Below are 19,521 nucleotides of genomic sequence, written 5' to 3' on the forward strand. Positions count from 1 at the left end.
GCGCACAGGCCCCGCGTCCCGACTCCCCGGAGCCGCCGTATGACCGTGATCCTCGGGCAGCTGTTCACCGGCGTCAGCATCGGTGCCGTCCTGCTCCTCATCGCGCTCGGCCTCTCGCTCACCTTCGGCCAGATGAATGTCATCAACATGGCCCACGGCGAGTTCATCATGGCCGGCGCCTACACCACGTACGTACTGCAGAAGTCCATTTCCGGCGCAGGAATTTCACTGATCGTCGCCCTGCCCGTCGCATTTCTTGTGTCGGGGACGCTCGGCGCGCTGCTGGAATGGCTGCTGATCCGCCGCCTTTACCTCCGTCCCCTCGACACCCTTCTTGTCACCTGGGGTGTCTCGCTGATGCTTCAGCAACTCGCCCGTGACATTTTCGGCGCGCCGAATGTGCAGACCCGCGCACCCGATGTCCTCACCGGGCACATCACGGTCATCGGCGGCGACGATCCGCTCACCTTCGCCAACAGCCGGCTGTTCATCCTCGGGCTGGCGGTCGCCGCGGTCGTGGCCCTGTCCCTGACCCTGCGGCTGACCCCGCTCGGGCGGCGGATCCGCGCGGTGGTGCAGAACCGGGACCTGGCGGAGGTGTCCGGCATCTCCACCGGGCGTGTGGACCGCACCGCCTTCTTCATCGGCTCCGGGCTCGCCGGGGTCGCCGGGGTCGCGCTGACCCTGGTCGGCCCGATCGGGCCGACGATGGGCACCAATGTCATCATCGACGCCTTCCTGGTGATCGTGGTCGGCGGCATCGGGCAGCTCAAGGGCAGCGTGATCGTGGCCTTCGTGCTGGGCGCGCTGCAGTCGGTCCTGGAGTACTCGACCACCGTCAGTGTCGCGAAGGTGCTGGTCCTCGTGGCCATCGTCGCGTTCCTCCAGTGGCGGCCGCAGGGCCTGTACACGCTGCGCACGAGGAGCCTGGTATGACCACCACCACTCCCCTCGCCCCGGAGGCGGGACAACTGCCGGGCGGCCGGCGCCGGTTCACGGCGGCTCGGCCCGCGGCCGGATTCGTTGCCGCCGCCCTGGTGCTCTTCGCCGTCGCCCCGCTCGCGTTGTCCGACTTCCGGCTCGGGCTGCTCGCCAAGTATCTGTGCACGGCCATGGTCGCGGTCGGCATCTGTCTGGCATGGGGGCGCGGCGGCCTGCTGACACTCGGCCAAGGGGTGTTCTTCGGACTGGGCGGCTATGCCATGGCCATGCACCTGAAGATCGCGGACGCCGGCCCCGGCAACCTGCCCGACTTCATGCAGCTGTACGGGACCGCCACCGAACTCCCCTGGTGGTGGCGGCCGTTCGCGAATCCGGTGTTCGCGATCGCCGCGACCTTCCTGCTGCCCATGGCCGTCGCCGCGATCCTCGGTTCCTTCATCTTCCGGCGCCGGGTCAAGGGCGCCTACTTCGCGATTCTCAGCCAGGCGCTCGCCGCGGCCTTCGCGATCTGGCTGGTCGGCCAGCAGGCCACGACGGGCGGCACCAACGGACTGACCGACATCCAGGGCTTCTTCGGCTACGACCTGAACGACCCGGTCAACCAGCGGATGGTGTACTTCGTCATCGCCGCGGTGCTGCTCCTGCTGATCGCGCTCGCCCGTCAGCTCATGCACAGCCGCTACGGCGAACTTCTCGTCGCCGTGCGGGATTCCGAGGAACGGGTGCGGTTCCTCGGCTACGACCCCGCGAACGTCAAGCTCGTGGCGTACGTCGTCGCGGCGGGCATGGCGGGACTGGCGGGTGCGTTGTTCGTGCCCGCCGTCGGCATCATCTCTCCCGCGCTGGTCGGCATCGTGCCGTCCATCGAGCTCGTCATCGGCGCCGCGGTCGGCGGCCGGGCGAGCCTGACGGGCGCGGTACTGGGCGCGATCGGTGTCGCCTGGGCCAGGACGGCCCTGTCCGAGGCGTTCCCCGCGGCCTGGACCTACTTCCAGGGGCTGTTGTTCATCGTCGCCCTGGCGTTCCTGCCGGGCGGTCTCGCCTCGCTGGCCGCGATCGTGAAGCGGCGCCGGGCGCACCGAGGACTCGCTGGAGACACGGCATGACGGAGTTTACGGACAGTGCGCCCGCGGGGCTCGAGATCCGGGGTCTGCGGGTGACCTTCGACGGCTTCACCGCCGTCGACGGGGTGGACCTCGATGTGCGGCCGGGGGATCTTCGCTTCCTGATCGGACCGAACGGCGCGGGCAAGACGACGCTGGTCGACGCGGTCACCGGACTGGTGCGGGCGACGGGATCGGTGCGCTTCGGGGGTGCCGACATCCTCGGCCGCAGCGTGCACCGCATCGCCCGCTCGGGGATCGGCCGCACCTTCCAGACGGCCGCCGTCTTCGAGGAGTTGACGGTCCTTCAGAACCTGGACATCGCGGCGGGCGCCGGGCGGGGCGCGCTGACGATGCTGCGCCGCCGCAAGGGGGTGCCCGGGTCCGTGGCGCGCGCCCTGGAGACGGTGGGCCTGGCAGGCCGCGCCGACAGCCCGGCCGGGACGCTCGCGCACGGCCAGAAGCAGTGGCTGGAGATCGGCATGCTGCTCGTGCAGGACGTCCGGCTGCTGCTGCTCGACGAGCCGGTCGCGGGCATGAGCCAGGACGAACGGCAGGCCACCGGCGAGCTGTTGGAGCGCATCAGCCGGGAGCGGACCGTCGTCGTGATCGAGCACGACATGGACTTCATGCGGTCCTTCGCGCGCAGCGTCAGTGTGCTGCACGCGGGCCGGGTGCTCAGCGAGGGGACGGTGGCCGAGGTGCAGGCCGACCCGAAGGTGCAGCAGGTGTATCTCGGGCACGCGGCCGCCGAGGACACCACGGCGACCGTGCCCGGACCGACGGCCGCTCAGGAGGCGTGATGCTGGAGATCGACACCGTCCACGTCGGGTACCACCGCAGTCTCGTCCTGCACGGTGTCTCCGTCGAGGTGCCGGGGGACGGGGTGGCGGCGGTGCTCGGGCACAACGGCGCGGGCAAGAGCACCCTGCTGCGGGCCGCCGTCGGACTGCTCGGCCCGCGGAGCGGCTCGGTCCGCCTGGACGGCGAGGACATCACCCGGCTGAGGCCCCATGAGCGGGTGGCGCGCGGCATGGCGTACGTCCCGCAGGGCCAGCAGGCCTTCCCGCACCTCACGACCGCCGAGAATCTCCAGCTGGTCGCGGACGGGCGACGCCGCGGCAGGGAGGCGATCGCCGAGGCACTGGACCTGTTCCCGGCGCTGCGGGCCCTGTCGGGCCGCCGCGCGGGGCTGCTCTCCGGGGGTCAGCGCCAGCAACTGTCCATCGCGCGGGCCCTGGTGACGGAGCCTCGGGTTCTCCTGCTGGACGAGCCGACCGAGGGCATCCAGCCCTCGGTGGTCGCCGAGATCGAGGAGACGGTCCTCGCCCTGGCCGCCCGGGGCGGTCTGTCGGTGCTCCTGGTCGAGCAGCATGTCGGCTTCGCGATGCGGGCCGCGCAGCGCTACTACGTCCTGGAGGCGGGCCGGGTCACGTCGTCGGGCGAGGGAGGCCGGGACGCCGAGCGGGTGGTGCGGGAGGCGCTCAGCGTGTGACCCCGGGTGGAGTCCGCCGGGCACGCTGACGATCGGCCGGGACGGGGCGCGCGGCCTCGGCCGTCAGCTCTCCGCGAGGGATGCCCGGGTCCGTTCGAGGTGGGCGCGTTCCGGCGCGCTCCCGGTCAGCGTGATGGCCGCTTCGTACGCCCGCAGCGCCTCGGCGTCGCGACCGAGACGGCGCAGCAGCTCCGCCCGTACGGCGTGGTAGGCGTGGTATCCCTCCAGGTCGAGCTCCTCCACGAGCGCCAGAGCGGGCTCGGGCCCCTCGGTCTCGGCCACGGCGACGGCGCGGTTGAGGGCCACGACCGGGCTGGGGGCGAGCCGCATGAGCTGGTCGTACAGCTGGAGGATCTGCCCCCAGTCCGTGGCGGCGGCGGTCGGGGCTTCGCTGTGGACCGCGTTGACCGCGGCCTGGATCTGGTAGGGCCCCGGCCGGTCGCGGCGCAGACAGCGGCGTACGAGCGCCTGGCCCTCGGTGATCAGGTCCCGGTCCCAGCGGGTGCGGTCCTGTTCGGCGAGGAGCACCAGGTCACCGCCGGCCGTCGCGCGGGCCGGCCGGCGGGCCTCGACGAGCAGCATCAGCGCGAGCAGGCCGAGCGCCTCGGGCTCGTCGGGCATGAGCTCGACGAGGAGACGTCCGAGGCGCAGGGCCTCGGCACAGAGGTCCTCGCGGCCCCCGTACCCCTCGTTGAAGACGAGGTAGACGACGGCCAGTACACCCCTGACGCGATCCGGCAGGTCCGCGTCGCGCGGCACGCGGTAGGGGATGCCCGCGTCGCGGATCTTGGCCTTGGCGCGGACGATCCGCTGGGCCATGGCGGGTTCGGGGACGAGGAAGGCACGCGCGATCTGCGCGGTGCTCAGGCCGCCGAGGAGCCGCAGCGTCAGGGCGACCTGGGCCTGGGGCGCGAGCGCGGGGTGGCAGCAGGTGAAGATCAGACGGAGCCGTTCGTCGCGCACGGGGCCCTCCTCCACGGGGTCGTCCGGGTCGTGCAGCCGGGCCGCCTCGGCGTGCCGGGCCGCGCGGGTGGACTCGCGGCGCAGCTGGTCGACGGCGCGGTTACGGGCGGTCGTGATGATCCAGCCGGCCGGGCTCGGCGGGATCCCGGTCCCCGGCCACTTCGCCACGGCCGTGGTGAACGCGTCCTGGACCGCTTCCTCGGCGAGGTCGATGTCGCCCAGGAAGCGGATCAGGACGGCGACCGCCCGGCCGTACTCGGCGCGGAAGACGGCCTCGATGTCACCGGCTCCGACAGTCATCGGTCCTCGGACTCGTGGGTGAACGGCCGCACCTCGATCGGGAGCGTCGTCGCCAGGGTCGCCTTGCGCCCCCAGGCGAGCGCCGCGTCGAGATCGGGCGCCTTGATCAGACAGATCCCGCCCAGATACTCCTTGCTCTCCGCGTACGGCCCGTCGGTGACCAGGACGTCACCGTCCCGGGCGCGCAGCACGGTGGCCGTCTCCGGCCCGTGCAGTCCGCCGGCGAACACCCAGGCGCCGGCCTCGCGCAGTTCGGTGTTGAACACGTCCAGGTTGTGCATGATCTCTTCCAGGACCTCGGGCGCGGGGGGCTCGCCCTGCGGCTGCATCACGCTCAGCAGGTAGTACTTCATGATGTTCCTCCTCGGTGGTCCCACTCGGCGTCTTTGTGACTACACGAACGAGAGGGCGCCGGATCGACACACGCCACGACGACAGCGGGAGATTCCTTCGATGACCGTCCCACCGCATCCGCTCGTCGCCGCGGCCCGGGAACTGGCGGCCGGGGTCCTGGCGCCCCTGGCCGAGGACGTGGACCGGGACGGCATGCCCGCGAGCAGCGTCGAGGCCGTCAAGCGCTCGGGGCTGCTCGGGATCGCCGCGCCGGTCGAGGCCGGCGGGTCGGCGGCGCCCGCCGCGGTGGTACGCGCGACCGCGGAGATCCTGGCCGGGGCGTGCTGCTCGACCTGGTTCGTGCAGACCCAGCACCACACGCCGGTGGCGACCCTGGCGAGGAGCGGCCTTCCGGTGCGCGACCGGCTTCTTGGCCCGCTCGCGCGCGGAGAGCTGCTGTCGGGTGTCGCGTACGCCCAGTTGCGCGCGTACCCGCGCGTCCCGGTACGGGTCACGCGCGAGCGCGGCGGGTGGCGCTTCGACGGGACGGTCCCCTGGTACACCGGCTGGGGGCTGAACGACGTCATGCTGCTGGCCGGGGTGACGGCGGACGACGAGGCGCTGTTCGCGTTCACGCGGGCGCGCGAGCAGCCGGGGCTGCGCCCGTCCCCGCCGATGCGGCTCGCCGCGCTCACTGCGTCCCGGACCGTCTCGCTGGAGCTGGACGGGCTGTGGCTGCCCGACGACGCGGTGGCGCTGCGCACCCCGTACGAGTCCTGGGCGGTCACGGACCGCCCCAAGAACACCAATGCCTCGCCGGCCGTCTTCGGGGTCACGGCGGCGGCGATCGGCCTGCTGGAGGACGATCCCTCGGCGAAGGGGACGGCGGACGCACTGCGGGCGCGTCTCGACGAGGTCAGACGGCAGGCGTACGAACTCGCCGACCACCCGGTGCCGACCGCGCGGATCGAGGAGCGGCTGGAGTGCAAGACCCGGGCGTACGACGTGATGCGGGCGGCCACCACGGCGGCGGTCGTGGCCGGCGGCGGTCGGGCGATGGACCTGCGCAGCCCGGCCCAACGGCTCGCGCGCGAGGGGATGTTCCTGCTGGTGCAGGGGCAGACGGCCCAGGTGCGCGCGGCGCACCTGGGGTCGCTGGGTTCCCTCGGCGGGCCCGGTCCGCTCAGCCGGTGAAGGGCACCTGGGCGACCGGTGCCGGCGGGGCCGCGAACGGGTGCCGCCACAGGCCCCGCGCGGCGAGCCGGGGCAGGACGCCCTCGCCGAACCAGTAGGCCTCCTCCAGGTGCGGGTAGCCGGAGAGCACGAACTCGTCGATGCCGAGAGCGTGGTACTCCCCGATCCGGTCGGCGACCTCCTCGTGGCTGCCGACCAGCGCGGTGCCCGCTCCGCCGCGCACCAGGCCGATGCCGGCCCACAGATTGGGGTGGATCTCCAGTCCGTCCCGGCCGCCGCCGTGCAGCGCGAGCATCCGCTGCTGGCCCTGCGACTCGCTGCGGGCGAGTCCCTCCTGCACGGACCGTACGGTCGCCGGGTCGAAGCCGTCGAGGAGCCGGTGTGCCTCGGCCCAGGCCTGCTCGGAGCTGTCGCGGGTGATGACATGGAGCCGGATGCCGAACCGGAGGGTCCGCCCCTCCTTCGCCGCCAGCCCGCGGATCCAGGCGATCTTCTCGGCGACCTGGGCGGGTGGTTCGCCCCAGGTGAGGTAGACGTCCGCGTGGCGGGCGGCGACCTCGCCGGCGATCGGCGAGGAGCCGCCGAAGTAGACCTCGGGGACCGGGTCGGGGACCCGGGCGAGCCGGGCGTCCTCGACCCGCAGGTACTCGCCGGCCAGGTCGACGGTCTTGCCGTCCCACAGGTCCCGGACGATCCGCAGGAATTCGCCTGTACGGCGGTAGCGGGCGTCCTTGTCGAGGAAGTCGCCGTAGGCCCGCTGCTCGTGGCTCTCGCCGCCGGTCACCACGTTGAGGAGCAGCCGTCCGCCGGTCCGGCGCTGGAAGGTGGAGGCCATCTGCGCGGCGAGGGTGGGCGACACGAAGCCGGGCCGGAAGGCGACGAGGAACTTCAGCCGCTCCGTGTGCTGACTGACCATCGCGGTCGTCAGCCACGCGTCCTCGCACCAGGCGCCCGTCGGGGTGAGGGCGCCGGCGAATCCCAGGTCCTCCGCGGCACGGGCGATCTGGCTCAGATAGGCGACCGTCGGTGGCCGGTCCCGTGAGGACACGGTGGCGGGCGTGCCGTGTCCTCCGCCGACGACATCGCGGCTGTCGCCGTTGGTGGGCAGGAACCAGTGGAAGGTGAGGGACACGGCGGCGTTCTCCGATCGTGGGGACCTGGTGGGCGAGGGGGCCGTCGGCTGTGGCCGGTGCCGTGCCTGCTGCGGCTTCAGTGCCCCGGCAGGCAGCGTTCGCCCCGTCGCGGCGCCTCCGCGTCGTCGGCGATCGCTTCGACGGTCATCGGTGTCAGCCCGTGGCGGCGAGCAGGGGTGTACGGCCCAGAGCGGCGGAGAACTGGTCCACCACCTGGGCCAGGGCCTCGGCGCTGCCCGGAGCCACGGTGACGCTCCCGTCCTGGCCCGTGATGATGTCCTTGTCGAGGGTGAACCAGCCCTGGACGATATGGGCCGCCCCCATGGAGTTGAGGACCGGACGGAGCGCGTAGTCCAGGGCGAGCACGTGAGCGGTACTGCCTCCCGTCACCAGCGGCAGCACGGTCTTCCCGGCCAGGGCGTACTGCGGGAGCAGATCGAGCAGCGCCTTCAGGACGCCGGAGTAGGCGGCCTTGTAGACGGGGGTGCCGATGACCACTCCGTCGGCACGGGCGAACAGTTCGGTCGCCTCCACTATGGCGGGGTGCTGGAAGTCCGCGCCGAGCAACGCCTCGGCGGGGATCGTACGGACGTCGAGGGGGATCACCTCGTGCCCCTGCCCGGCGAGCCGGGCGTCGAGGTGGCGCAGGAGCTTGGCCGTGCGGGAGGAGACCGAGGGGCTGCCGGAGACGGACAGGACGGTGGCCATGAGTCCTCTTTCGTGAACGGGTTCCGGTGAACGGGTTCGGGTCAGTACCGCGAGCGGGCTCGCGGGTGAGTTCCGTGACCCGGGTGCCTGGTCACGGGCTGCCGGGGTGACCGGAAGGCGTGACCGGGACTTCGGGTGGGCGGGATACCGGGGTGAACGGACGGACGTGACCGGCGTTCCTGGACGGCGGGCTGCCGGGCGGACGGAGGGCGAACGGAGACGGATCAGGCTCGCACTGCACTCGCGCGGCACGCTGGAGAGACACCTGAGTCCCGACGGACTCCCGCTCCATGTACGGCAGTCGGACCTCGGCGCACCGTACGGACCGCGGCGCGGCACTCCGGGCCGGCGGCTGTTCGGGACGCGTCGAGGTTCGGGAACTCGGCCTGAGTCAGCCGGAGTTCGGGCGCCGATGTATCGCGGAGAAGCGAGGGAACACACCGATCACGGTGAGGAGAAGTCACCGTGGGCGCAGGACCCGCGCGAAGGAGACCCGCAGTCGGGGATCGTCAGGCTTCGCGGCGACAGAAGGAACTGCAGACACGCGCGAGGTCGACGTGGCGTCGCCGCGTGAGGTCCAGTCGCATCTTCATGGTCGCGATCGTCGCAGCTCCGCGTACGGGCAGTCAAGGAACGGCGGTTCGGTCTCGCATCCCGGACCGGGACATGTCCCGGGGAAACCCGGGCAAGCGCATTCCACGGGACTCGTCGCTCCGGGTCCGCCGTCAGAGCTGGAGGTGTCTGCCGCCATGGGCACAAAGGTGCTGGAACGATTTCCCGCCGGGGCTCCGCGTGGATCCTGGACCGCGGAGGAGTACGCGGCCCGGCGCCGTACCGAGGGGCTGCAGGCGACGGTCGTGATGGACCTGACCTCGGACGCCTTCCTCGTGGTCGTTCCGGCCGGCGACGAGGACTGAGCCGGACCGCGGCGCGCGGACCGCCGCGGAATACAGCGGACGGTCCGCACGCACGAACGGCCCGCGCGAACCACACGGCGGGCCGTCGTGCGTCCTGTCGGAGTGGGCCCGTCCCGCCGGACGGGCCCACTCCGACAGGGCTCTCACACCTCGACGCGCTCGTCCCCTCGGGCCCCGGGCGCGGACGCCGGCTCGGGGTCGGCTCCGGCCTCGCGGCTGAGCGCCCCCGGCCACCACGCCCGGCGGCCGATGTCGCGGACCAGGGCCGGCACCAGCAGGGAACGGACGACCAGGGTGTCGAGCAGGACGCCGAAGGCGACGATGAAGGCGATCTGCACCAGGAACGCCAGCGGGATCACCCCGAGGGCGGCGAAGGTCGCGGCCAGCACCACACCCGCCGAGGTGATCACCCCGCCGGTGGCGACGAGTCCGCGCAGCACGCCCGCGCGTACCCCGTGACGCAGCGACTCCTCCCGGACCCGGGACATCAGGAAGATGTTGTAGTCGACGCCGAGGGCCACCAGGAACACGAAGCCGTACAGCGGCACGGACGCGTCGGTGCCCGTGAAGCCGAACCCGTGCCGGAACACGAGCGACGAGATGCCCAGCGTGGCGAGGAAGTTGAGCGCCACCGTGGCCACCAGGAGCACCGGCATGAGCAGCGAGCGGAGCAGGACGGTCAGTATGACCAGGATGATGGCGAGGACCACCGGCACGATGAGCGTGCGGTCGCGTTCGGCGGTCTGCCGGGTGTCGTACTGCTGGGCCGCGTAGCCCCCGACGAGCGCGTCGGCGCCCGGTACGGCGTGCACCGCCGTGCGCAGCCGGGCGACGGTGGCCTTGGCCGCGTCGCTGTCCGCGGCGGACCGCAGCGTGACGTCGACACGGACCCGGCCGTCGACGATCCGGGGCGCTCCCCCGCCGGGCCGCCCGGACTCCGTCACCGCGGCGGCCGACGCGACACCGTCCGTGGCGCGCGCGGCGGACGTGACCCGCGCGACGCGGTCGGCGTTCGCGATGATCACGGCGGGGTTGCCGGAGCCGCCCGGGAAGTGCCGCCCGAGGGTCTCCTGCGCGGCGACCGACGGTGCGTCGTTGACGAAGATCTCGGCGAGCGGGATGCCTTTCGCGGTCAGGGTGGGCGCGAAGGCCGCGCAGGCGAGGAGGCCGGCCAGGGCCATCGCCCAGACCTTGCGCGGCGCGCGGTCGACCAGTGCCGCGACCCGGTTCCAGATGCCGCCGCCGGTGCTCACCCCGCCCGCCGGGCGGGGCCTGGCCGGCCAGTAGGCGGCGCGGCCGAGGAGCACCAGGACGGCGGGCAGGAAGGTGAGCGAGCTCAGGCCGGCGCAGGCCACGCCGATGGCTCCCACGGGACCGAGCGAGCGGTTGTTCGTCAGATCGCTGAGCAGCAGCGCCAGCAGTCCGAGGGCGACGGTTCCCGCGCTCGCGACGATCGCGCCCCAGGACTGCCGCAGTGCCGCCCGGACCGCCGTGAACCGGTCGGCGCTCAGGGCGAGTTCCTCCCGGAAACGGGCACTCAGCAGAAGGGCGTAATCGGTGGCGGCGCCGATCACGAGGATCGAGAGGATGCCCTGCACCTGGCCGTCGACGCGTACGGCGCCGTGGTCGGCGAGGACGTAGACGACGGCGCAGGCCAGGCCCAGCGCGAACACCGATCCGAGGATGATGAGGAACGGGAGCAGCGCACTGCGGTAGACGAGCAGCAGGATCACGAGGACGGCCGCCAGGGCCACCCCGAGGAGCAGTCCGTCGATTCCGGCGAAGGCGTCGCCGAGGTCGGCCTGGCTGGCGGCGGGCCCGGCGATCCACGTGGTCGTACCGGGGACGGCCGCGGCGGCGGTACGAATGCGGTCTACGGCGTCGGGAAGCCGCTTGCCGAGGTCGGGCCTGAGCTGGACGACGCCTTCCAGTGCCTTGCCGTCCTGTGACGGCAGGGCGGGTGACGGCCGGCCGACCACGCCGGGGGTGCCGGCGAGGGAGGCGAGCGCGCGGGTGGCGGCGGACTGCCGGGCACCGGCCGTGGAAGCGTCGCCGTCCATGGTCCACACGACGATCGCGGGCAGCGTCCCGGCCTGCTGGAACGCACGCTGCTGGGCCACCACCCTCGTGGACTCGGCGCTGCGCGGCAGGAAGGCGGCCTGGTCGTTGGTGGAGACCTCGCCGAGCCGGCCGGCGTAGGGGCCGAGGGTGCCTCCGATGCCGAGCCAGGCGACGAGCAGGACGACGGGGATCAGCCACAGGGCTCGTCGCGGGGTGAGGGACATCGTTCTCCAGGTTGCGCCGGCAGGTGATTCGATGAGCGGCAAGTATCTCGATGAATGACAATCTCAATCATTGAGATATCTCGCGGCCAGATCGTAGACCATGCCCGCAGTTCCGTCCCCGGCGGCCGTCCGGATGCACCGGGCGGCGGGCGGGTTCAGCGGCCGGGAGACCGTACGGCCGAGAGCCGCTCGTTCATCGTCGCCAGGAAGCGCAGGACGACGGACAGCTCGTCCTCGCTGAACCCGGACCGCACGCTCGCCGTGACGTCGGCGAGCGGCCGGAAGTGGGCGCGCGCGGCCGACCTGGCGTCGGGAACGTAGTGGAGGTGGACCACCCTGCGGTCGGGGCTCTCCCGGACGCGCCGGATGTGGCCCGCGCGTTCGAGCCGGTCCAGACACGCGGTGACCGCGCCCGAGGTGAGCCCGAGGTGCTCGCGCAGCCGGCCCGGGGTGAGCGGCTCGGACGCGTCGAGGATCGCCGCGAGCGCCAGAACGTCCGTGGCGTGCAGACCGTGTTCCCCGGCGAAGGCGTGGACCAGCCGGTTGATCTCGCCGTTCAGGCGGCGCAGCTCGACCGCGAAGGCGTGGAGATCCGTCGCCGCGGCCTGATCCCGCTCCCGGCCCGCATCGGGGTCCGGATCATCCGTCCGGTCGTCACGGTCGTCTCGTCTGGCCACGTGATCAGCCTATAGAAGTCCCGGCACTCCCCCGTCCGGGCGTCCGGCACCCGGAGGCCGCCCCGTCCGGCGCATCCGCGGGCGGTACCGGGGTGGAAGGGATCAGGGAGGAGGCGGTCCCCGAGGGGGCCAGGACGGCGACCGACGGAGGACCCATGAGCGACGACGAGACCGGCACCGGCCCGAGGTGTCTGGTGACCGGTGCCACCGGCTACATCGGCGGACGGCTGGTCCCCGAACTGCTGGCCGAGGGGTACCGGGTGCGCTGCCTGGCCCGCACACCCGCCAAGCTGCGCGACTACCCCTGGGCGGGCGAGGCGGAGGTGGTGCGCGGCGATGTGACGGACGCCGCCTCGGTCGCCGACGCGCTGCGCGGATGCGAGGTCGCCTACTACCTCGTGCACGCACTCGGCACGGGCCACGACTTCGAGGACACGGACCGCAGGGCGGCCCGGATCTTCGGCGAACAGGCCCGTGCGGCGGGTGTGCGGCGCATCGTCTACCTGGGCGGCCTCACCCCCGCGGGCGTACCGGCCGGGGAACTGTCACCGCACCTGAGGTCGCGGGCCGAGGTGGGACGCATCCTGCTGGAGTCGGGCGTACCGACCACCGTGCTGCGCGCCGCGGTGATCATCGGCTCCGGCTCGGCCTCCTTCGAGATGCTGCGCTATCTCACCGAGCGGCTGCCGGTGATGGTGACACCGAGCTGGGTGCACACCCGGATCCAGCCCATGGGCGTACGCGATGTGCTGCGCACCCTGGTCGGCAGCGCCGGGATGCCCGCGGAGGTGAACCGCGCCTTCGACATCGGCGGCCCCGACGTCCTCACGTACCTGGAGATGATGCGCCGGTACGCGGCCGTCGCCGGACTGCCGCGCAGGCTCATCTTCCCGGTGCCGGTCCTCACGCCCCGGCTGTCCAGTCACTGGGTCGGCCTGGTCACCCCGGTGCCCGCGTCGATCGCCCGCCCGCTCACCGAGTCGCTGCGCCATGAGGTCGTGTGCCGCGAGCACGACATCGTCCGGTACGTTCCCGATCCTCCGGGACGGCCGATCGGCTTCGACGCGGCGGTCGCCCTGGCACTCCAGCGGGTGCGCGACGCCCAGGTGACCACCCGCTGGTCGTCGGCGTCGTATCCCGGCACGGCCAGCGACCCCCTGCCCACCGACCCGGACTGGGCGGGCGGCAGCCTCTACACGGACAAGCGCGAACTGACGGTGGACGCGTCGCCCGGGAATCTGTGGCGGGTGATCGAGGGCATCGGCGGCGACAACGGCTGGTACTCCTTCCCGCTGGCCTGGGCGGTGCGCGGCTGGATGGACCGGCTGGTGGGCGGAGTGGGCCTGCGGCGCGGCCGCCGTGACGCCAGCCGGCTGCGGGTGGGCGACTCCCTCGACTTCTGGCGGGTGGAGGAGATCGAGCCGGGGCGGCTGCTGCGGCTGCGGGCCGAGATGAGGCTGCCGGGGCTCGCGTGGCTGGAGATGTACGCCGATGTGACGGACGACGGGCGCACACGCTACGGGCAGCGGGCCCTGTTCCATCCGCACGGGCTGCTCGGGCACCTGTACTGGTGGAGCGTGTCGCCGTTCCACGCCGTGGTGTTCGGCGGCATGGCCCGCAACATCGCGCTGGCCGCCGAGAGCACTCCCGCCGCCGCGACGGCACCCGCGCCCACCCGCTGACACCGCACCCACGCACACCCACCGAACGTGTCCATGCCCACCCGCCGACTCCCGAACCGCGTCCGTGTCCGTACCGCGCGAACTGTACGAACCGCATCCGCGGGACTTTCCCGGACCGAAGCAGACCGACGCCGCACCCCTCTCAGCACCTCCCCCGGAGCCCGCCCCATGACCGTCTCGATCGTCCTGTTCACCTCCGACCTGCGGCTGCACGACCACCCGCCGCTGCGGGCCGCCCTCGACGGTTCGGACGCGGTGGTGCCGCTCTTCGTCCGCGACGAGGCCGTCGCCGACGCCGGGTTCACCACCCCCAACCGGATGGCGTTCCTCGCCGACTGTCTTGCGGATCTGGACGCCGGGCTCCGCGACCGCGGCGGTCGTCTGGTGGTGCGCTCCGGCGACGTGGCGGCCGAGGTGGCGAAGGCGGCCGCCGAGGCCGATGCCGACGCGGTGCACATCGCGGCGGGGGTCAGCGCCTACGCGCACCGCAGGGAGGAGCGGCTGCGCGCCGCGCTGGAGTCGCAGGGACGCCGTCTCCACGTCCACGAGGCGGTGGTCACCGCGCTCCCTCCCGGTGCGGTGACCCCGGCGGCCTCCGACCACTTCGCCGTCTTCACGCCGTACCACCGCCGGTGGGCGCGGCAGCCGTTGCGGGACCCGGTCGCGGCTCCCCGGGCCGTCCGGGTGCCGGACGGCGTCGGTTCTGAGGCGGTCCCCTCACGCCCGGACGTGTCCGCGGTGTCCGCGGGGCTGGCCCGGGGCGGCGAGACTGAGGCCAGGAAACGGCTGACGGCCTGGCTGCGCGACGGGATCGGGGCGTACGAGGACCGCCACGACGACCTGCCCGGCGACGCGACCTCCCGGCTCTCCCCCCATCTGCACTTCGGCACGCTGTCGGCGGTCGAACTGGTCCACCGGGCGCGCGGCGTGGGCGGTCCGGGCGCCGAGGCGTTCGTACGACAGCTCGCCTGGCGGGACTTCCATCACCAGGTGCTGGCGGCCAGGCCGGACGCGTCCGCCGCCGACTACCGTCCCCGGCACGACCGTTGGCGCTCGGGGGCCGAGGCACAGGAGGACATCGAGGCCTGGCGGGAGGGGCGGACCGGCTATCCAATGGTGGACGCCGCGATGCGGCAGTTGCGCCACGAGGGCTGGATGCACAACCGGGGGCGCCTGCTCACCGCGAGCTTCCTGGCCAAGACGCTGTACGTGGACTGGCGGGTCGGGGCCCGGCACTTCCTGGACCTGCTGGTGGACGGCGATGTCGCCGACAACCAGCTCAACTGGCAGTGGATGGCGGGAACGGGCACGGACAGCCGGCCCAACCGTGTCCTGAACCCGCTGACCCAGGCGAGGCGTTACGACCCGGAAGGGGCATATGTCCGGCGATGGGTGCCCGAGTTGGCCGGAATCGCGGGGCGCGCGGTGCACGAGCCGTGGAAGGTCCAGAGCCTGGACCGGGCGGCCCGCGACTACCCGGACCCGATCGTCGACCTGTCCGAGGGGCTGGCCCGGTTCAAGAAGGCCCGGGGCCTGGACTGACAACAACGCCCGGGGCCTGGACCGACAACAACACCGCGGCCGCGTGCAAGAACGATCCGAGTCGAATATAAACTGCCGAGGATTTTACCTGTTGTAGAGATTCCTCAGCGGTGCGCCGCCGTACTGGTGGTCGTCCGAACCACTCGTACCGGATCCGTGCGCACCGGATCCATCGCGCGGCCATCCCGGAGCGAACGGCTCCGGAACCGCCGTACCCGCCCCAGGAGGCTGCTCAATGCGCATTACACGGAACGTGGGAACCCTCTTCGTGACCGGTGCGTTGACGCTGACCCTGGCCGCGCTCGCCTATCCGGCCATGCTGGGGATCCAGACCACGTCCGCCGCCCCGGTCCGCATCGTCGCCAATCCGTCCTCGGGGCCGTTGACCGAGGCCGACCGCGACTTCGTCGTCAAGGTGCGCGCGGCGGGGCTGTGGGAGTACCCGGTCGGGCAGCTGGCCCTGCAGAAGGGGACCACCCCGGAGGTCCGCACGGCGGGGGAGCACCTGATCGCGGGGCATGCCGGGCTCGACGCCACGAGCCGCAAGGTCGCCAAGGAACTCGGCATCACGCTGCCCAACAAGCCGTCCCCGCAGCAGCAGGGCTTCGTGGCGACGCTGAGCGCGGACTCCGGCTCGAAGTTCAACACCGACTTCGCCAACATCCTGCGCATCACCCACGGACAGATCTTCTCGACCGTGGCGAAGATCCGCGCCTCGACGGAGAACTCCCTCGTACGGCAGCTCGCCGACCAGGCCAACGACACCGTGCTGGACCACATCACCGTGATGGAGAAGACCGGCCTGGTCGACTTCGACCAGGTGATCATCCAGGAGACCACCATCCCGAAGGTGCCCGCGGTCAATCTGACGCCTCCCGCGCCGCAGCCCGGCGAGCCGGAGGTCGTCCTGACGCCGCCGGCCGGTGGTGGTGCGGCGCTGCCCTCGGGCGGGGCGTCGCTGCCCGCGGCAGGTGCCTCGCTGCCCTCGCCGACGCCGACGGTGGGCTGAACCACGCGGGTGGGGTGAACGGCGGCGGCCCGAACGGAAGTTCGTGAGGGCGGCCGCCTTCCGGCTCAGCCCTCGGCCAGGCTCACCAGCGTGGTGAGCGCCTCCCTCAGCCCCGGCGGCCGGAGCATGCCCGGTTCCTGGCGTCCTGCCCAGCCGGGGCCGCCGAGCAGGACGGCGGGATGGCTGCGGGCGCCCTTGACTCCCCAGGCGGTGGCCGCGATGTGCCGGGCCAGCGGGCGGTCGGCGGTGGAACGGGTCTGCGACCACAGCACGACGGCGACCGGTCCGAGCCGGCGCACCGCCGCGGTCAGCGCCTCGGGGGGCACGGCGGGGCCGAACATCCGCGCGGGCAGGCCCTGTTCGACGAGCCCGGCGTGCAACGCCTCCAGCGGGAGGCAGTGCTGTTCGCCCGGGACGCAGGCCAGCACGATCGGACCGCCGGTCGCCGGCGATCGGGGCCCCACCACCGGTCCCGAAGCGCGGTGCAGCACCCGGGAGATCTGCCACGACAGCAGGTGCTCCACCTCCACGTAGCGGTCCCCGGCGGACTCCCATTTGCGGCCCACCGCGTGCAGGGTCGGCACCATCACCTCCTCCCAGCCGACGACCACGCCGTGCCGCTCGACGAGCGAGGTCAACTGGTCGTCCACGGAAGGCGCGTCGAGGCGTACGGCGGCGCGCGCGAGCCCCTTGCACTCCTGTCTGGGGTCCCCGAAGGGCTCCGCTCCGGCCGCCGGTGACGGGTGTTCCAGGCCGTCGGCCGCGCTCCCGACCTCGGGCGTCAGCGGGTCGGGCCGGCCCTTCGCCGCCCTGGCCGCCTCGGCGGCCGGCACTCCGGCCGAGGTCAGCCTGCACATCTCCTCGAGCATCGCCACGTCCTGGGGCGTCCAGCGGCGGTGCCGTCCGCCGGAACGGACCGCGGGGCCCATTCCGTATCTGCGGTCCCAGGAACGCAGCGTGGTGGGTGACACTCCCAGGCGGCGGGCCAGCGCGCCGGTGGTGACACCGGCTTCGGCGGATCCCGTGCCCGGTCCCCGACCCTGATCCGACCGGCCATCACCCATACGGCGACTATACGACGCAGAAACGATGCGAGTTGTCGCCTCTGTCGCATGGTTCCCACAATCGGTTCCACGGGGCCCCACACACGGAGTTCCCGGAGCAAGGAGTCGTGGCCATGCGCGCAGATCCGACCGCCGAGCACCTGACCGCCGAGTCGGGGGACGCGCTCACGGACGCGGACCTGGCCCGTGGCATCGTCGACGGGGACGAGGCGTCCATGGCCACCGCGTACCGGCGCTGGGCTCCCCTCGTCCACGCCCTGGCCCGGCGTTCGCTGGGCGACGCGCGCGAGGCGGAGGACGTCACCCAGCAGGTGTTCCTCGCCGTATGGCGGGGCGCTCGCGGTTACCGGCCCGAACGCGGCCCGGTGGCCGCGTGGCTCGTCGGCATCACCCGGCGCAAGATCGCCGACGCCCTGTCCGCGCGGACCAGGCGCACCGAGCTGGTGGGCGCGGCCGGCGCCCTTCTGGTCCTCGCCGACGACACCAGGTCCCGGCCCGAGGCCGCGCTCGACCGTGTCGTCGTCCGGCACGAACTGGCCAAGCTCCCGACCCCGCAGCGCCGGGTCCTGCACCTCGCGTTCTACGAGGACCTCACGCAGACCCAGATCGCCCGGCGCACCGGCTGGCCGCTGGGCACCGTCAAGAGCCACTCCCGGCGCGGTATGCACCAGCTCCGTGACTGTCTGCGCCCGCTGGCCGAGGTCTGACAGGTCTGACCGGTCTGACCGGTCTGACCGCAAAGGGGCCCCCGGCACTTTCCGGCCCGCCGGCCAATCCACCGTCCCACCAGCTCCGGATCACATCCGAACCGTCGTCGCGCCTCGGAGGACCACACCGTGAAGGAAGCCGTGGAGATCGGGCGCAACCCGTCCGCGGAGCCGGACCTGCCGGATCTCATGACCCGGGTCGCCCGCGGTGACCAGGACGCGTTCGCCTCGCTCTACGACGTGGTGGCGGGCCCCGTCCTCGGCATCGTGCGCAAGGTGCTGCGCGACCCGGCGCAGTCGGAGGAGGTCGCGCAGGAGGTGCTCGTCGAGGTGTGGCGGACCGCCACCCGCTACCGCCCCGAGCGGGGGTCGGTGATGAACTGGGTCCTGACCCTCACCCATCAGCGGGCCGTGGACCGGGTGCGCTCGGTCGAGGCCTCGGCCGCGCGGGAACGAAGGGCCGCGCTCCTCGACCGGACGCCCGCCTTCGACGAGGTGACCGAACAGGTCGAGGCGCGCCTGGAACGTGAGCAGGTACGGCGCTGTCTGCGCACGCTGACGGAGCTCCAGCGCGAGTCGGTGACCCTGGCCTACTACCGCGGGCTGACCTACCGGGAGGTGGCGGAGCTGCTGGCGACTCCCCTCGGCACGGTCAAGACCCGGCTGCGCGACGGTCTGATCCGGCTGCGCGACTGTCTGGGGGTCACGGCGTGACCCCGGTGGATCTGCACACCCTGACCGGCGCGTACGCGCTGCACGCGCTCGCCGACGACGAACGCGAGCGTTTCGAGCGGCACGCCGCGGACTGCGCCGATTGCACGCGGGAGGTCCGTGAGCTCAGTGCCACCGCGGCGCGGCTGGGCCTGGCCGTCACGGCTTCGCCGGGCCCGGCCCTCAAGGACCGGGTGATGCGGCGGATCACCACGGTCCGCCAGGAGCCGCCGCGCGCCCTTCCCCTCACGGCTCCCCGGGCCCCCCGCATCCGCCGGCGCCGGACCGGGCGATGGGCTCTGGCCGCGGCTCTGGCCGCGGCCGCCTCGCTCGGCGGTACGGCGGTGTGGCAGCACGAGCGCGCCCAGGACGCCCAGGAGCAAGCCCGGCAGGCCGAACGGCGTGCTGACCAGGTGACCGCGGTCCTCACCGCCCCCGACGCCAGGTCACGTACGGCGAAGCTGACGGGCGGGGCGAGCGGCACGGTGGTCGTGTCCCGGAGCCGGGACCGGGCGGTGTTCATCTCCTCGAAGATGGCGAAGCCGCCGGGCGGCAAGGTGTACCAGCTGTGGTTCGACGACGGGGGCACCATGCGGTCCGCCGGGCTGATGGACCCGGGCCGTACAGCCGAGGCCGTCCTCCTGGAGGGTTCCCTCGACGGTGCGTCCGGCATGGGGATCACCGTGGAGCCCGCCGGTGGTTCCCCGAGGCCGACGTCCGCGCCCGTGGCCCTGCTGGGCCTCCCCGTCTGAGTGT

The 19,521-nt window shown here is 72.7% G+C and carries 19 protein-coding genes; 12 read left to right on the forward strand and 7 right to left on the reverse strand.

Annotated elements, in window-relative coordinates:
* The first annotated feature begins 39 nt into the window (after nucleotides 1-39).
* The 4 genes from urtB to urtE are packed head-to-tail and all read left to right on the forward strand — an operon-like array spanning nucleotide 40 to nucleotide 3,540.
* Nucleotides 40-936: an urea ABC transporter permease subunit UrtB gene (gene urtB / locus OG485_RS04970; protein WP_328664785.1), complete on the forward strand. Its 897-nt coding sequence runs from the start codon at nucleotides 40-42 to the stop codon at nucleotides 934-936.
* Nucleotides 933-2,048, forward strand: a complete 1,116-nt coding sequence (gene urtC, locus OG485_RS04975) for an urea ABC transporter permease subunit UrtC (RefSeq protein WP_328664786.1) — start codon at nucleotides 933-935, stop codon at nucleotides 2,046-2,048. Before urtB ends, urtC begins: the two co-directional genes overlap by 4 nt.
* Nucleotides 2,045-2,848: an urea ABC transporter ATP-binding protein UrtD gene (urtD, locus tag OG485_RS04980; RefSeq protein WP_328664787.1), complete on the forward strand. Its 804-nt coding sequence runs from the start codon at nucleotides 2,045-2,047 to the stop codon at nucleotides 2,846-2,848. The genes urtC and urtD overlap by 4 nt, the downstream gene beginning before the upstream one ends.
* Entirely contained in the window at nucleotides 2,848-3,540 is a 693-nt protein-coding gene (gene urtE, locus OG485_RS04985) for an urea ABC transporter ATP-binding subunit UrtE (protein ID WP_328664788.1), read from the forward strand. Before urtD ends, urtE begins: the two co-directional genes overlap by 1 nt.
* Before the next feature lie 63 nt (nucleotides 3,541-3,603).
* On the opposite strand, the gene OG485_RS04990 is transcribed toward urtE, so the two are convergent.
* Nucleotides 3,604-4,803, reverse strand: a complete 1,200-nt coding sequence (locus OG485_RS04990) for an RNA polymerase sigma factor (protein ID WP_328664789.1) — start codon at nucleotides 4,801-4,803, stop codon at nucleotides 3,604-3,606.
* A complete protein-coding gene (locus tag OG485_RS04995; RefSeq protein WP_326789662.1) occupies nucleotides 4,800-5,156 on the reverse strand; it encodes a YciI family protein in 357 nt (118 codons plus the stop codon). Before OG485_RS04995 ends, OG485_RS04990 begins: the two co-directional genes overlap by 4 nt.
* A gap of 100 nt (nucleotides 5,157-5,256) precedes the next feature.
* Between OG485_RS04995 and OG485_RS05000 the strand changes: the two genes are divergently transcribed.
* Nucleotides 5,257-6,330, forward strand: coding sequence for an acyl-CoA dehydrogenase family protein (locus OG485_RS05000; protein WP_328664790.1), 1,074 nt, complete (start codon nucleotides 5,257-5,259; stop codon nucleotides 6,328-6,330).
* Here OG485_RS05000 and OG485_RS05005 read toward each other — a convergent pair.
* Nucleotides 6,320-7,462, reverse strand: coding sequence for an LLM class flavin-dependent oxidoreductase (locus OG485_RS05005; protein WP_328664791.1), 1,143 nt, complete (start codon nucleotides 7,460-7,462; stop codon nucleotides 6,320-6,322). The two genes, OG485_RS05000 and OG485_RS05005, sit on opposite strands and share 11 nt — an antisense overlap.
* Before the next feature lie 154 nt (nucleotides 7,463-7,616).
* Nucleotides 7,617-8,171: an NADPH-dependent FMN reductase gene (ssuE, locus tag OG485_RS05010; protein ID WP_328664792.1), complete on the reverse strand. Its 555-nt coding sequence runs from the start codon at nucleotides 8,169-8,171 to the stop codon at nucleotides 7,617-7,619.
* Between the two features lie 749 nt (nucleotides 8,172-8,920).
* Here ssuE and OG485_RS05015 point away from each other — a divergent pair.
* A complete protein-coding gene (locus OG485_RS05015) occupies nucleotides 8,921-9,088 on the forward strand; it encodes a hypothetical protein (protein ID WP_328664793.1) in 168 nt (55 codons plus the stop codon).
* Between the two features lie 143 nt (nucleotides 9,089-9,231).
* Here OG485_RS05015 and OG485_RS05020 read toward each other — a convergent pair whose 3' ends face one another.
* Nucleotides 9,232-11,373, reverse strand: coding sequence for an MMPL family transporter (locus OG485_RS05020; protein ID WP_328664794.1), 2,142 nt, complete (start codon nucleotides 11,371-11,373; stop codon nucleotides 9,232-9,234).
* A 155-nt stretch (nucleotides 11,374-11,528) separates the two neighbouring features.
* Nucleotides 11,529-12,050: a MarR family winged helix-turn-helix transcriptional regulator gene (locus tag OG485_RS05025; protein WP_328664795.1), complete on the reverse strand. Its 522-nt coding sequence runs from the start codon at nucleotides 12,048-12,050 to the stop codon at nucleotides 11,529-11,531.
* A 155-nt stretch (nucleotides 12,051-12,205) separates the two neighbouring features.
* On the opposite strand from OG485_RS05025, the gene OG485_RS05030 reads away from it, so the two are divergent.
* The 3 genes from OG485_RS05030 to OG485_RS05040 all read left to right on the forward strand — a co-directional run bounded on the left by OG485_RS05030 (nucleotide 12,206) and on the right by OG485_RS05040 (nucleotide 16,283).
* Nucleotides 12,206-13,732 (forward strand): SDR family oxidoreductase, encoded by a 1,527-nt coding sequence (locus OG485_RS05030; protein ID WP_328664796.1) that lies wholly within the window; start codon nucleotides 12,206-12,208, stop codon nucleotides 13,730-13,732.
* A 168-nt stretch (nucleotides 13,733-13,900) separates the two neighbouring features.
* On the forward strand, nucleotides 13,901-15,274 hold the full coding sequence (locus OG485_RS05035; RefSeq protein WP_328664797.1) for a cryptochrome/photolyase family protein: 1,374 nt from the start codon (nucleotides 13,901-13,903) through the stop codon (nucleotides 15,272-15,274).
* 235 nt (nucleotides 15,275-15,509) lie between these two features.
* Nucleotides 15,510-16,283 (forward strand): DUF4142 domain-containing protein, encoded by a 774-nt coding sequence (locus OG485_RS05040; protein ID WP_328664798.1) that lies wholly within the window; start codon nucleotides 15,510-15,512, stop codon nucleotides 16,281-16,283.
* Nucleotides 16,284-16,348: 65 nt separating this feature from the next.
* Here OG485_RS05040 and OG485_RS05045 read toward each other — a convergent pair whose 3' ends face one another.
* On the reverse strand, nucleotides 16,349-17,347 hold the full coding sequence (locus tag OG485_RS05045; protein WP_328664799.1) for a MerR family transcriptional regulator: 999 nt from the start codon (nucleotides 17,345-17,347) through the stop codon (nucleotides 16,349-16,351).
* Between the two features lie 113 nt (nucleotides 17,348-17,460).
* On the opposite strand from OG485_RS05045, the gene OG485_RS05050 reads away from it, so the two are divergent.
* The 3 genes from OG485_RS05050 to OG485_RS05060 all read left to right on the forward strand — a co-directional run bounded on the left by OG485_RS05050 (nucleotide 17,461) and on the right by OG485_RS05060 (nucleotide 19,517).
* On the forward strand, nucleotides 17,461-18,054 hold the full coding sequence (locus tag OG485_RS05050; protein ID WP_328664800.1) for a sigma-70 family RNA polymerase sigma factor: 594 nt from the start codon (nucleotides 17,461-17,463) through the stop codon (nucleotides 18,052-18,054).
* 129 nt (nucleotides 18,055-18,183) lie between these two features.
* Nucleotides 18,184-18,768, forward strand: a complete 585-nt coding sequence (locus OG485_RS05055; protein ID WP_328664801.1) for a sigma-70 family RNA polymerase sigma factor — start codon at nucleotides 18,184-18,186, stop codon at nucleotides 18,766-18,768.
* Nucleotides 18,765-19,517, forward strand: a complete 753-nt coding sequence (locus OG485_RS05060; RefSeq protein ID WP_328664802.1) for an anti-sigma factor — start codon at nucleotides 18,765-18,767, stop codon at nucleotides 19,515-19,517. The genes OG485_RS05055 and OG485_RS05060 overlap by 4 nt, the downstream gene beginning before the upstream one ends.
* The last annotated feature ends 4 nt before the right edge of the window (nucleotides 19,518-19,521 follow it).

Origin of the sequence: Streptomyces sp. NBC_00328 (genome assembly GCF_036139655.1) — a bacterium.
Lineage (GTDB): Bacteria > Actinomycetota > Actinomycetes > Streptomycetales > Streptomycetaceae > Streptomyces.

Bases quoted from the DNA above. Each gene is read 5' to 3' on its own strand.
- OG485_RS05045 (WP_328664799.1), bottom strand. From the start codon at position 17,347: ATGGGTGATGGCCGGTCGGATCAGGGTCGGGGACCGGGCACGGGATCC.
- OG485_RS05000 (WP_328664790.1), top strand. From the start codon at position 5,257: ATGACCGTCCCACCGCATCCGCTCGTCGCCGCGGCCCGGGAACTGGCG.
- urtE (WP_328664788.1), top strand. From the start codon at position 2,848: ATGCTGGAGATCGACACCGTCCACGTCGGGTACCACCGCAGTCTCGTC.
- urtD (WP_328664787.1), top strand. From the start codon at position 2,045: ATGACGGAGTTTACGGACAGTGCGCCCGCGGGGCTCGAGATCCGGGGT.
- OG485_RS05050 (WP_328664800.1), top strand. From the start codon at position 17,461: ATGCGCGCAGATCCGACCGCCGAGCACCTGACCGCCGAGTCGGGGGAC.
- ssuE (WP_328664792.1), bottom strand. From the start codon at position 8,171: ATGGCCACCGTCCTGTCCGTCTCCGGCAGCCCCTCGGTCTCCTCCCGC.
- OG485_RS05020 (WP_328664794.1), bottom strand. From the start codon at position 11,373: ATGTCCCTCACCCCGCGACGAGCCCTGTGGCTGATCCCCGTCGTCCTG.
- OG485_RS05040 (WP_328664798.1), top strand. From the start codon at position 15,510: ATGCGCATTACACGGAACGTGGGAACCCTCTTCGTGACCGGTGCGTTG.
- OG485_RS04990 (WP_328664789.1), bottom strand. From the start codon at position 4,803: ATGACTGTCGGAGCCGGTGACATCGAGGCCGTCTTCCGCGCCGAGTAC.
- OG485_RS05015 (WP_328664793.1), top strand. From the start codon at position 8,921: ATGGGCACAAAGGTGCTGGAACGATTTCCCGCCGGGGCTCCGCGTGGA.
- OG485_RS04995 (WP_326789662.1), bottom strand. From the start codon at position 5,156: ATGAAGTACTACCTGCTGAGCGTGATGCAGCCGCAGGGCGAGCCCCCC.
- OG485_RS05030 (WP_328664796.1), top strand. From the start codon at position 12,206: ATGAGCGACGACGAGACCGGCACCGGCCCGAGGTGTCTGGTGACCGGT.
- urtB (WP_328664785.1), top strand. From the start codon at position 40: ATGACCGTGATCCTCGGGCAGCTGTTCACCGGCGTCAGCATCGGTGCC.
- OG485_RS05035 (WP_328664797.1), top strand. From the start codon at position 13,901: ATGACCGTCTCGATCGTCCTGTTCACCTCCGACCTGCGGCTGCACGAC.
- urtC (WP_328664786.1), top strand. From the start codon at position 933: ATGACCACCACCACTCCCCTCGCCCCGGAGGCGGGACAACTGCCGGGC.